At 63.1% G+C, this 12,664-nt stretch carries 9 protein-coding genes; all 9 read left to right on the top strand.

The annotated features are described in order from the left end of the window. Window positions 1-455: 455 nt before the first annotated feature. The 9 genes from MOQ67_RS02045 (at window position 456) to pgaB (ending at window position 12,662) form a co-directional block, all read left to right on the top strand. On the top strand, window positions 456-887 hold the full coding sequence (locus tag MOQ67_RS02045; RefSeq protein WP_017845527.1) for a MarR family winged helix-turn-helix transcriptional regulator: 432 nt from the start codon (window positions 456-458) through the stop codon (window positions 885-887). Next, window positions 884-2,962, top strand: a complete 2,079-nt coding sequence (locus MOQ67_RS02050; protein WP_126585962.1) for an FUSC family protein — start codon at window positions 884-886, stop codon at window positions 2,960-2,962. The genes MOQ67_RS02045 and MOQ67_RS02050 overlap by 4 nt, the downstream gene beginning before the upstream one ends. Then, complete coding sequence (locus MOQ67_RS02055) at window positions 2,959-3,168, top strand: DUF1656 domain-containing protein (RefSeq protein ID WP_017845525.1); 210 nt, start codon at window positions 2,959-2,961, stop codon at window positions 3,166-3,168. Before MOQ67_RS02050 ends, MOQ67_RS02055 begins: the two co-directional genes overlap by 4 nt. Further along, a complete protein-coding gene (locus MOQ67_RS02060; protein WP_017845524.1) occupies window positions 3,165-4,055 on the top strand; it encodes an efflux RND transporter periplasmic adaptor subunit in 891 nt (296 codons plus the stop codon). Before MOQ67_RS02055 ends, MOQ67_RS02060 begins: the two co-directional genes overlap by 4 nt. Further along, complete coding sequence (locus tag MOQ67_RS02065) at window positions 4,052-5,494, top strand: efflux transporter outer membrane subunit (protein WP_198718518.1); 1,443 nt, start codon at window positions 4,052-4,054, stop codon at window positions 5,492-5,494. The genes MOQ67_RS02060 and MOQ67_RS02065 overlap by 4 nt, the downstream gene beginning before the upstream one ends. Window positions 5,495-5,590: 96 nt before the next feature. After that, window positions 5,591-6,223 (top strand): hypothetical protein, encoded by a 633-nt coding sequence (locus MOQ67_RS02070; RefSeq protein ID WP_026139839.1) that lies wholly within the window; start codon window positions 5,591-5,593, stop codon window positions 6,221-6,223. A gap of 149 nt (window positions 6,224-6,372) precedes the next feature. Next, the gene (locus MOQ67_RS02075; RefSeq protein WP_448675812.1) at window positions 6,373-7,869 is read left to right on the top strand and encodes a YdgA family protein; all 1,497 of its coding nucleotides are present in this window, start codon (window positions 6,373-6,375) and stop codon (window positions 7,867-7,869) included. A gap of 296 nt (window positions 7,870-8,165) precedes the next feature. Next, the gene (pgaA, locus tag MOQ67_RS02080) at window positions 8,166-10,646 is read left to right on the top strand and encodes a poly-beta-1,6 N-acetyl-D-glucosamine export porin PgaA (RefSeq protein ID WP_017845520.1); all 2,481 of its coding nucleotides are present in this window, start codon (window positions 8,166-8,168) and stop codon (window positions 10,644-10,646) included. 12 nt (window positions 10,647-10,658) lie between these two features. Next, window positions 10,659-12,662 carry a poly-beta-1,6-N-acetyl-D-glucosamine N-deacetylase PgaB gene (gene pgaB, locus MOQ67_RS02085; RefSeq protein ID WP_198718516.1) on the top strand — a complete coding sequence of 668 codons (2,004 nt, stop codon included), beginning with the start codon at window positions 10,659-10,661 and terminating at the stop codon, window positions 12,660-12,662. Window positions 12,663-12,664: the final 2 nt, after the last annotated feature.

Genomic DNA, 12,664 nt, shown 5'->3' on the forward strand with positions numbered 1-12,664 from the left:
GTCAACCGTGTATTGCCTTCACTCCGCTATCGGGGGCAAGCCCCCTCCCACATGGGTCATGCGGCGTTGCGGCTATTGTTGAAGATCCAACCCTCACACTGAAAGTCGCTTTACTTACCCCCGCCACGCCTGAATGGCAGGCCGCACAGATATCCTGAAGCGACACCGATCCAAATGTGGGAGGGGGCTTGCCCCCGATAGCGGCAGATCAGTCAACCATGTATTGCCTGAACCTCCGCTATCGGGGGCAAGCCCCCTCCCACATGGGTCATGCGGCGTTGCGGCTATCGTTGAAGATCCAACCTTCGTGCTGAAAGCCGCTTTACTTACCCACGCCACGCATCCGCTAAATTTGTTTCAAAACTTGACGCATCTAGCGCCATCCACCATATTGATAGTTAGCAAACTAACTGTATGTGAACGATCCAGTGCCCAAGACCCTCGAACAACTCCAGATGAACCTCAGCAGCAGCATGGTGGTGGGCGCCCGTAATTGGCGCAAAATCTGCCAGAACACGCTGGTGAGCTACGGTATTTCCGAAGCCTGCGCCGTGCCGTTGCTGATGATCGGCCGCCTGGGCGACGGGGTGCATCAAGTCAAAGTGGCCCAGGCTTCGGGGATGGAAAGCCCGTCGCTGGTGCGCCTGCTCGACCAACTGTGCAGCGGCGGCTATGTGTGCCGCAGCGAAGACACCCACGACCGCCGCGCCAAGGCCTTGAGCCTCACCGCGCGGGGCCGTGAGCTGGTACAGGCGGTGGAGGCGCAACTGGTGCGCCTGCGCCGCGACGTGCTGGCCGATATTGCGCCTGCGGACATGGAGGTTGCGCTGCGCGTGTTGCGCGCCTTTGAAGTCGCGCATCAATACCCTGTGGTTGCAGCATCTTGAGAGGATTTTTTACCGGCATGCCGCCGGCCAGGGACTGGTTCTACGGGGTACGCACGTTCGCGGCGTCGATGATCGCGTTGTACATCGCCATGCTCATGCAAATGCCGCGTCCGTACTGGGCGATGGCCACGGTGTACATCGTCTCCAGCCCGTTTGTCGGGCCGACCAGTTCCAAGGCGCTGTACCGTGCAATCGGCACCTTCATGGGCGCGGCGGCGGCGGTGGTGTTCGTGCCGATGTTTGTGCAATCGCCCTACCTGCTGGTGGTGGTGATTGCATTGTGGACGGGCACCCTGCTGTTTCTCTCCATGCACCTGCGCACCGCGAACAACTACGCCTTGATGCTGGCCGGCTACACCTTGCCGCTGATCGCCTTGCCGGTGGTGGATAACCCGCTGACGGTGTGGGACGTGGCTGAAGCGCGCACCGAGGAAATCTTTCTTGGCATCGCGGTGGCGGCGGTGGTCGGCGCAATGTTCTGGCCGCGGCGCCTGATGCCGGTGTTCGATGGCTCGGTGGCCAAGTGGTTCAGCGACGCCCAGGTCTACAGCCAGCGCTTTATGAGCCGCAACGTGGCGCGCGACGAAGTCAGCGCCTTGCGCGGCGGCATGGTCGCCACCTTCAACACGCTGGAATTGATGATCGGCCAGTTGCCCCACGAAGGCGCCCGGCCGCAGACGGTACGCAACACCAAGGAACTGCGCGGGCGGATGATCCACCTGCTGCCGGTGGTGGATGCGCTCGACGATGCGCTATACGCCATCGAACACCGTGCGCCGGAGTTTCTCGAAACGCTCGCGCCGCTGTTGGAGGCCACGGATCAGTGGCTGCAAAGCACCACCGAGTCGGCCCCGTTGGAACGCTGGCGCACCCTGCGTGACCAACTCGACGCGCTGCAACCGGAAGGCGAAGCGCTGGACGACCGCCACACGCTGCTGTTCTCCAACGCGCTGTATCGCCTGGGTGAGTGGATCGACCTGTGGCAAGACTGCCGCAGCCTGCAGGCCGCGATCCAATGCGAGAGCCAGGACACCTGGCGCGCCGTTTACCGCCACTGGCGCCTGGGCCGCCTGACGCCTTTTCTCGACCGTGGCCTGATGTTCTACTCGGCGTTTTCCACCGTCACCGCGATCATCGTCGCCTCGGTGCTGTGGATTCTGCTGGGCTGGACCGACGGCGGCAGCGCCGTGATCCTGGCAGCCGTCGCCTGTAGCTTCTTTGCGTCGATGGACGACCCGGCGCCGCAGATCTACCGGTTCTTTTTCTGGACCGCCATGTCGGTGCTGTTCGCCAGCCTGTATCTGTTCCTGGTGCTGCCCAACCTGCACGATTTCCCCATGCTGGTGCTGGCGTTCGCGGTGCCATTTATCTGCATCGGCACACTCACGGTCCAACCGCGTTTCTACCTGGGCATGCTGCTGACGTTGGTGAACACCTCGTCGTTCATCAGCATCCAGGGCGCCTATGACGCCGACTTCCTCAACTTCGCCAACGTCAACCTGGCCGGGCCCGTGGGCCTGCTGTTTGCCTTTGTGTGGACGCTGATCGCGCGGCCCTTCGGTGCCGAGTTGGCCGCCAAGCGCCTGACCCGGTTCACCTGGCACGACATCGTCGGCCTGACCGAACCGGCGAACCTGGCCGAACAACGGTACCTGGCCGCGCAAATGCTCGACCGCTTGATGCAGCACCTGCCGCGCCTGGCCATCATCGGCCATGACACCGGCGTCGCCCTGCGCGATTTGCGCGTGGCGCTGAACCTGCTCGACCTGCTGGCCTACTCGCCACGGATCTACGGCGTACCGCGGGTGTTGCTCGGCCAAGTGGTGGAAGGCGTCGGCGCTTACTACAAGGCCTGCCTCAAGGCGGGCCGACGCTTGCCCTCGCCGAGCGGCCTGCTGATGACCCTCGACCGCACGCGCCGCGCCCTCAACGGCCAAGGCCTGCAAGACGAAGACGACACCCGCCTGCATCTGTTGCATGCCCTGGTGGGTCTGCGCCTGGCGCTGTTGCCCGGCGTGGAATTGATTGGCGGCACCGAGACCGAGGCGCCGCTGCCTGATGGAGCGCCTTTATGATCGGTGATCTGGATGTCAGCGGGGTGTTCCTGCCCACGCTGCTGGTGCTGATGGGCATTGCGTACCTGTTGTTTCTGCTGGTGCATGGGTTGTTGACCCGTCTGCACTTTTATCGCCTGGTCTGGCACCGGGCATTGTTCAACGTGGGGCTCTACGCGCTGTTGCTGGGCGCGGTGGACTCACTCAGTCGATACCTGATGACATGAAAAAACCTTTTTTGACCATCGGCCGTGTCGTCCTGACGTTGTTGATCGTGAGCTTCGCGGTCGTCGTCGTATGGCGCATGGTCATGTACTACATGTTTGCGCCCTGGACCCGTGACGGCCACATCCGTGCCGATATCGTGCAGATCGCCCCGGACGTGTCCGGGCTGATCCAGCGCGTCGACGTGCGCGACAACCAACTGGTGAGCAAAGGCCAGGTGCTGTTCGCCGTCGACCAGGACCGCTTCAAGCTGGCCCTGCGCCAGGCCCAGGCCGCCGTGGCCGACCGCCAGGAAACCCTGGCCCAGGCCCAGCGCGAGTACAAGCGTAACCGTGGCCTGGGCAACCTGGTGCCGAGCGAGCAACTGGAAGAAAGCCAGTCCCGCGTCGCCCGTGCCCAGTCGGCCCTGGCCGAAGCGCAAGTGACGGTGGACTCGGCGCAACTCAACCTCGACCGTTCGGTGATCCGCAGCCCGGTGGACGGCTACGTCAACGACCGTGCGCCGCGCACGCAGGAGTTCGTCACCGCCGGGCGCCCGGTGCTGTCGGTGGTGGACAGCAACTCCTTCCATATCGACGGCTACTTCGAAGAGACCAAGCTCGACGGCATCCACGTCGGCATGGGCGTCGATATCCGTGTGATTGGCGACGGCGCCCGCCTGCACGGCCATGTGCAGAGCATCGTCGCCGGTATCGAGGACCGTGACCGCAGCAGCGGCGCCAACCTGCTGCCCAACGTCAACCCGGCGTTCAGCTGGGTGCGCCTGGCCCAGCGGATTCCGGTGCGTATCGCGTTTGACGAGGTGCCGGCGGACTTTCGCATGATCGCCGGGCGCACCGCGACGGTGTCGATCATCGGCGACAAGCCCAAGGACGGAGCCCAGCCATGAAGCAGATTTTGGCAACCGCGGCGCTGGGTGTGCTGTTGTCAGCCTGCCAGGTGGTCGGCCCGGATTATCGACTGCCGGACAAGGCCGCCATGAACCGTGGCGACCTGCAAGGGCAACTGGCGGGCGAGGGCGCCAACGTGGTCTCGGCGCCGGTGCCGGCGGACTGGTGGAAGCTGTACAACGACCCGCGCCTGGATGAACTGGTGCGCCAGGCCATGGCTTCCAACACCGACCTGCGCGTCGCCGCCGCCAACTTGCAGCGGGCGCGCTATCAGGTGCAGGAGGCTGAATCCGTCGGCGGCTGGAGTGCCGGCGCCAAGGCCGAAGCCCAGCGCCTGCAAGAGTCCGGCGAAGCGTTTTTACTCTCGGAAAAAGTCCCGGTGGGCAACATCGGCAGCGTGGGGATCACCACCTCGTATCAATTCGATCTGTTCGGCACCTTGCAGCGCGGCATCGAAAGCGCCCAGGCCAGCGCCGACGCAACCCAGGCCGCGGCTGATATTGCGCGGATCACCCTGGTCGCCGATGTGGTGCGTTCGTACACGCAAGTCTGCGCGGCCAACGAAGAGCTGGCGATCGCCAACGAATCCCTCGACCTGCAAGCCCAGAGCACGACGTTGACCCAGCGCCTGCGCGACGCCGGGCGCGGCGATGAAACCCAGGTCACCCGCTCGCAGACCCAGTACAAATCCTTGCGCGCCGACATGCCGCGCTACGAAGCTGCGCGCCAGGCCGGGCTGTTCCGCCTGTCGATGCTGCTGGCCAAGCCGGTGGCGCAACTGCCGGCGGGCACCGGTACGTGCGCCGAACTCCCGCACATCGCCCAACTGCTGCCGGTGGGCGATGGCGCGACGCTGCTCAAGCGTCGCCCCGATGTGCGCCAGGCGGAACGCCACCTGGCCGCGGCCACTGCGCGCATCGGCGTGGCCACGGGCGCGCTGTACCCGGACATCAGCATCGGCGCCTCGATCAGCACGGTCGGGTTGCTCGAAAATCTCGGCACGCCGGCCACCAACCGCTGGGGCTTTGGCCCGATGATCAGTTGGACCGTGCCGACCAACGGCGCCCGCGCGCGCATCCACGAAGCCGAAGCGGCGACCCAGGGCGCCCTCGCGCACTTCGACGGGGTGGTGCTCAACGCCATCCGCGAAACCCAGACCGGACTGGCGCAGTACACCGCGCAGTTACAGCGCCGCGATGCCCTGGCCGAAGCCGACGCATCGGCCAAGGAAGCCGCAGACCAGACCCACCGCTTCTTCCAGGCCGGCCGCGCATCGTTCCTCGCCGACCTGCAAGCCACGCGCACCTACACCGATGTGCGCGCGCAACTGGCGGCGGCCAACACCCAGGTTGCCATGAGCCAGATCGATCTGTTCCTGGCCCTGGGCGGCGGCTGGGAAAGCGGACGAACGCAAGCCTCACAGCCCGGCAAACCCTGAGCAGCTAGCTATGCTTTGACAAGCGGGCCGCCATGCTTTTTGACCGGCAGGGGGCCCGCCTGACACAGCTCGCGTTTGCTCATGGGGATTCCAATAATGAAAAACCCTTATGCTCCCGCTTTCTGGTGCGTGTGCTTCGCACTGGTGTTGTTATCGGCGGCCTACTTCTACGGCGTCATGCTCGCTCACCGAATCGACACGGCCATGGTGTTTCTCGACAGCGCTTGCCTGGTGATCGGTACCTTGTCCATCGGCGTCGTCGCCTGGGCGTCCTACCAAAACCAAAAGGTGAAGAAAAAACTCCTCGAACAAGGCAAGACCCGCGTCGCGATCTGGGACACCAAGGTCGCCCTGCGCCGGGTCGAAACCGTGTTCGACCGCTATTTCTGGGGCAGCTATTGGCAGCCCGGGCGCACCTTCCAGGAAGTCATGGGCGACCTGACCGGCACGCCCCTGGAAAAAAGCCTCGAGACCCTGAAAAAACAATGCGTGCTGCTGGATCGGCAGGTCGCCGACGGTAGGCATTGGCTGAATAATGCGCGGGAATTGTCCGATGTGGCCACGCAGATGGCCCGCGAACGCTACCAACTGGACTTCTGCGACCCCAAGGTCGATACCCCCGGTAATGCCGTGATACACCGTGAATTCGAGGTGTTGGTGTACACCTGGACCGCCCGGTTGAAGAGTTTCGACCACCAGTTGGACGAGATCGAAACGGAATACTCCTGAACTTGCGTGGAACTGATCCCTCTGAAAGTCTGGGCCGTTCGCGGCCGCCAGTGCTAATCTTCCCCCCGTTTTTCGGCGGGCTTGAGCCAACCTCACTCGGGGTTCAAGGAAGACAGCCCACTTCTCACAGGATTTGATCAGGTCACCTCATGAATAAGCCAGCAGTCGTTCTTTTGGGTTTTGTTGTCGCCGTTGGCGTCGTCAGTGCAGGCGGCGCCTGGTACACCGGTAAGCAACTGGAACCGGTGCTGCAAACCGCGATCCAGAACGCCAACAAGGAACTGAAGACCTCCATGGCCGGCGTCGACGGCACGATGGCCCTTGAGCTGGTGTCCCTGGAGCGTGGCGTGTTCAGCAGCACCGCCCATTACCGTCTGAAAGCACAAGGTGCGGTCTTCGGCGAAGACAGCCCGAACCCTGAATTGCTGTTCGTCGACCATATCGAACACGGCCCGCTGCCGTTGTCGCGCCTGGTCACGCTGAAATGGCTGCCGGTCATGGCCACCAGTCACTATGCGCTGGAAAAGAACGCCACCACCGAGAAGTGGTTTGCCGCCGCCAAAGACGTGTCGCCGCTCAAGGGCGTGGCCAACATCGGCTACAGCCTCTCGGTTAACGGCAACGTCGAATTGCTGCCCCTGGCGTTCAAGGACGACAAGTCGTCGGTGAGCTTCTCCGGTGCCAACCTGAACTTCGACAGCAGCGCCGAAGGCAAGAAGGTCAAGGCCGACGGTTACATGAACAGCCTCAAGGTCGCGGTCGTCGACGCCAATGGCTCGCCGTTCGAAGCCGAACTGGCCGGGCTGACAGTGGCCAGCAACCTGGAAAAATCCACGTTCGGTTTCTACACCGGGCAGAACACCGTGGAACTGACCGACACCAAGCTCACCATGGGCCCGCAGAAGGCCATGCTGACCCTCAAGGGCTTCGAGCAGAAAGACACCAGCGACACCAAGGACAACAACCTGGCCGGGCGCGTCGATTACAAGATCGACGAGATCGGTTACCAGGGCAAACCCGTGGGTTCGGCCGCCATGGCCCTGAGCATGAAGAACGTCGACGTGCCGTCGATGCTGGTGCTGACCAAGCTCTATCAGGACAAGATGGCACCCGTGCAGGCCGCCGCTGCCGCCGGTGAACCGGTACCCGAGCTGCAACTGAGCGACGCCGAGCAGGCCCTGGCCGATACCAACGTCAACCAACTGCTGGCCGCCAAGCCGCAAGTGGCGGTGGAAAACCTGTCGCTGAAAACCACCGGTGGCGAAAGCAAATTCAGCCTGGTCGTGGACCTGGCCAAGCCAAGCAGCATGGAACTGCCGCCGCTGGAGCTGGGCAAGCAGATCATCGCGTTGCTCGATGCCAACCTGAGCCTGTCCAAGCCAATGATCGCCGACGTTGCCGCCCTGCAAGCGCAGCTCGGTGGTGTGACCGACCCTGAAGCCATCGAACAGCAATCCCAGATGGCCAGCGAGATGATCAGCGGCATGGCCGTCGGTACGCAACTGGCGACCCTGGTTGGCAGCGACGTGGTGTCCAAGCTGCACTACGCCAACAACGAAGTGACGTTCAACGGCCAGAAGATGACGGTTGAACAATTCCTCTCCTTCGTCATGTCCAAAGTCGGTGCGATGGGCGGCGCGCAGTAATAATTGCTGCACCGTTAAAAAAAATCTGCGGGGGCGGAGTTGCGGGTGATACGGGTCAAATAGTCGCCATGGCGATTGGCTGATACCCCGTTATCTCCGGCAAGTCCGCCCCCGTATTCATTTTTTAGTGTGTCGGGCAATTCTGAACAATTGTTCTGAATTGGACTTTTTCCTATTTTCTTGAGGGATAGTTTCCACAGGAAAGCTAGGCCGGGTCCCGAGACGCCGGCACCCTGCAGCAAATTGCTCAGGACCACCTATCGTTACAGCTTTCCGTGTGTAAGGAAGCTCGCGATATGTTGCCAAACCCTCCACTCAGTGCATCAGGCCGGTTGCGACTGCTCATCGGGGTCGCCTTGTGCAGTCAGTTGCTGATGCCCACCTTCGCCGTGGCCGACCCGGCCTATGACGCCCTGATCATCCAGGCGCGCAACGGCAACTTCACTCCCGCGCTGACCCAACTGCGCCAGTTGCCTGCCGAACGGCAGACAGCGGGCCAGGTCAGCGACCATCTGGTGATCGCCGGGTGGGCCGGCCAGGACGCCGAAGTGCTGAAGGTGTATGAGGCCCAGGGCAAGAATCGCAACCTGAACACCCAGGCGCTCGCCACGGTGGCACGCACTTATCGCAACCAACAGCAGTGGGCCAAGGCCGAGGCGGTGTATCGCCAGGCATTGCTGCGTGAACCGAACAATACCGACTTACAACTGGGCCTGGCGTTGACCCAGGCCGACGGCGGCCAAGCCAGCGAGGCCGTGCAGCGCACCCGCGCATTGGTCGCGGCCAAGCCCGACGACCCCAGCCGGCGCATGGCCCTGGGCTACGCGTTGACTCGCGCCGACTTGAACTACGATGCCCTGTTCGAGTTCGACCAAGCGTTTATCCGCGCCGGCGACAAGCCTGAAGTGGCCCGCGAATACATCGTCGCCCTGCAAAAGGCCCGACTGCCGGAGCCGGCATTGCGTCTGGCGGCCCAGCGTCCGGGCTTGGTGGACGCCGTCACCCAGCGCCGCCTCGAAGGCGACCTGGCCGCCGAGCGGGTACGCATGGCCGAGTTCGCTACGCGCACTGAAAAAGAACGCTTTGTCATCGCTGACCGCGCGCTCGAAGCCTACGACAAACTGCTCACCCGCTGGACCCCGGACGCCAGCGCCCAAGACGACGTGGTGGTCTGGCGCATCGACCGCCTCGGCGCGCTCAAGGCGCGGGGCCGCACTGCCGAGGTGATCAGCGAATACGAAATCCTCAAGGCCGAAGGTGTGCAACTGCCGACCTACGCCGTGCGCTGGGTGGCTGCCGCCTACCTCGACCAGCGCCAGCCGGAAAAGTCTGTGCCGCTGTATCGCCAGGCGGTGACGGCTGCAGACGCTGACCCCGGTGATCATGTTAAAGACAGCTCGGCCTTGTTCTACGCCTTGTTGGAAAGCGACCAGGTGCCAGAGGCGCGCGCGGTCGCCAATAACCTGGCCAGCACCGAGAAACCTAGGGTTGAACTCAAGGGGCTGCCCATCGGCAACCCTAACGACGAGTGGATGGACGCCCAACAGTTGGCGGCTCAGGCCGGAACCTACGGCGATGACCTGAACGCCAGTGAAAAAAACCTCGAAGACCTGGGGAATAAAGCCCCAGGCAGCATCGGTGTGCGTTTGGCGCAGGCGGAGATGTACCGTGCCCGTGAGTGGCCAAGACGCGCTGAAGACTCACTCAAGGAAACGGAAAACCAAAGCCCGCGTGACGTTGGCGTGGAGATGTCTCAAGGCTTCACTGCGCTGGACCTGCAGGAGTGGCGCCAACTCGACCTGCTCACCGACGACGTCGTCGCCCGCGCCCCGGAAAACCGTCAGGTACAGCGCCTCAGTCGCCTGCGCGATGTACACGACATGGCCGAAGTGCGCGTGGAGGCCTACACCGGTAAAAGCTACGGTGGCAGCAATGACGCAGAATCCGGCGCGATAACGGGTAGCCGTGACTGGGGCATTGAAAGCGTGATCTATACCCCGCCCATCGACGAAGACTGGCGCTTGTTCGCCGGCGCCGGTTACGCCACCGCCGACTTTACCGAAGGCACTGGCCATCACCGTTGGCAGCGCGTGGGCGTGGAACGGCGTACCCGTGACATGACCCTTGAAGCCGAGGTCTCCAACCACTCCTACGGCTTTGGCTCCAAGCAAGGCGCGCGCGTATCGATTGCCCGCGACATCAACGACCACTGGCAATACGGCGGCAGCCTCGACTACCTCGCGGCGACCACGCCGTTGCGGGCGCTCAATACCGACGTCACGGCCAACGGCGGCAGCGGGTTCATCCGCTGGCGTGCCAATGAAAGCCGCGAGTGGAAACTCGCCGTGAGCCCGTCCCATTTCAGCGACGGCAATGACCGCCTCGAAGCCATGCTCACCGGCCGTGAAGGCGTCTACAGCTCGCCCAAGGTGCAAGTGGAGTTGGGCCTGGAAGTCAGTGCCAGCCGTAACAGCAAAGAAGACACGCTGTACTTCAACCCGAAGTCGGACGTCGGCGTGATGCCCACCGTCACCGTCAACCATGTGCTCTATCACCGCTACGAGACCCAGTGGAGTCAGCAGTTCCAGCTCGGTGCGGGGGCTTACCGTCAGCAGGATTACTCCACGGGCGGTGTCGGCTTGATCGGCTACGGCCAACGCTTTCGCTGGAACGACGTGCTGGAAGCCGGCGCCAACCTGAGCCTGGTCAGCCGAACTTACGACGGTGATCGCGAACGCGATCTGCGCCTGCTCGTCGACCTCACTTACCGTTTCTAGAAGAGCCTGACCATGACCCTCCTCAGCCGTTGCTTGTTGGTCCTGGGTGTATTGCTGGCCGCCGCCTGCGCCCAGCAACCCGCGCCATTCACTCCACCCGCCGAGCGCCAGATACTGGCCAACGAAGCGCCGTGGCCGAAAAACCATTTCCTGGGCATCGCCTACCACGACGTCAATGATTCCGACCCCGACCAGGCGGTGGTGGCGGTACGCACCGAGCGTTTGATCGAGCAGTTGGCCTGGCTGCGGGAGAACGGTTATCAGGCGGTCAGCGTGGACCAAGTCCTCGCCGCCCGCCGGGGTGGGCCGCCGCTGCCGCCCAAAGCCGTAATGCTCAGTTTCGACGACGGTTATTCCAGTTTCTACACCCGCGTGATGCCGATTCTGCGCGCTTACAACTGGCCGGCATTGCTGGCGCCGGTGGGCACCTGGATCGATACGCCGTTGACTCAGCCGGTGGACTTCGCGGGGACGCCACGGCCACGCGGAGACTTCCTGACCTGGCAGCAGATCCGGGAAGTGTCCCGATCCGGCCTGGTGGAAATCGCCGCGCACACCGACGCCAGTCACAAGGGCATCCTGGCTAACCCCCAGGGCAACCTGGAGCCGGCTGCCACCACGCGGCGCTTTGATCCAGCGACCAATCGCTACGAAACCGAGGCGCAGTTCCGGGAGCGGATGCGTGCTGATGTGGTCGCGATATCAGACAAGATCCGTGCGGTTACCGGCAAGGCCCCGCGGGTTTGGGTATGGCCTTATGGTGCAGCCGACGGCACCTCGCTCGCGGTCGTGAGTGAACACGGTTACGAGATGGCGCTGACCCTGGACGACGGCCTCGACGACTCGAAAAAGCTGATGAGCAGCCCGCGCTTTTTGGTGGACTCCGATCCGGACGGCGAGCACTTCGCCAGCAGCATGGTCTCGGTGCAGGCCAAGGCCCCACTGCGCGTGCTGCATGTGGACTTGGACCATGTCTACGACCCCGACCCGGCGCAACAGGCGCGTAACCTCGATGTGTTGGTACAGCGCGTGGTGGATATGGGCTCCGTGACGGTATTCCTGCAAGCCTACGCCGACCCCGAGGGCGACGGTCTGGTGCATTCGCTGTACTTCCCCAATCGCCACCTGCCGATGCGTGCCGACTTGTTCAACCGTGTCGCCTGGCAGTTGCACACCCGTGCCCGCGCCAGCGTGTTTGCGTGGATGCCGGTGCTGAGTTACGCCCTCGATTCCAAACTGCCGCGCGTGACACGTTGGGACCCGGAAACCGGCAAGGTCGGCCCCGATCCGGATCAATACCAGCGCTTGTCGCCGTTTGATCCGAAGGTGCGGCAGATGATCGGCGAGATTTATCAAGACCTGGCGAGCGGCAGCAACAGTGCCGTCGATGGTGTGCTGTATCACGATGATGCGCTGCTCAGCGATTTTGAAGACGCCAGCCCCGCAGCGCTCAAGGTCTACGCCGCCAACGGCCTGCCGAACAGCATCGCCGCCCTGCGCGCCGACCCGGCAGTGATGCAACGCTGGACCCGTTTCAAGAGTCGCTACCTGATCGACTTCACCAACGAGTTGACCGCCAAGTTCCGTGCTATCCGTGGCCCGCAGGTCCTGACCGCACGCAATATCTTCGCCGAGCCGATGCTCAACCCGCAGAGCGAAGCGTGGTTCGCGCAGAACCTCGACGACTTCCTCCAGACCTATGACTGGACTGCGCCGATGGCCATGCCGCTGATGGAAGGCGAGACACTCAAGAATTCCAACGCCTGGTTGGAAAAACTGGTAGCCACGGTCAAGGCGCGCCCTGGTGCGCTGGAACGTACCGTATTCGAACTGCAAGCCAAAGACTGGCGTACCAAGGCCGCGCCCGATATCAGCGCTGAGCAACTGGCGGAATGGATGGATGTACTCAAACGCCAGGGGGTCACGAGTTTTGGCTACTACCCGGACAACTTCCTGGAAAACTCCCCGGACCTGAAGACGGTGCGTCCGGCCCTTTCCAACCAATGGAACCCTTGACC

Source organism: Pseudomonas sp. LY-1 (assembly GCF_053502595.1).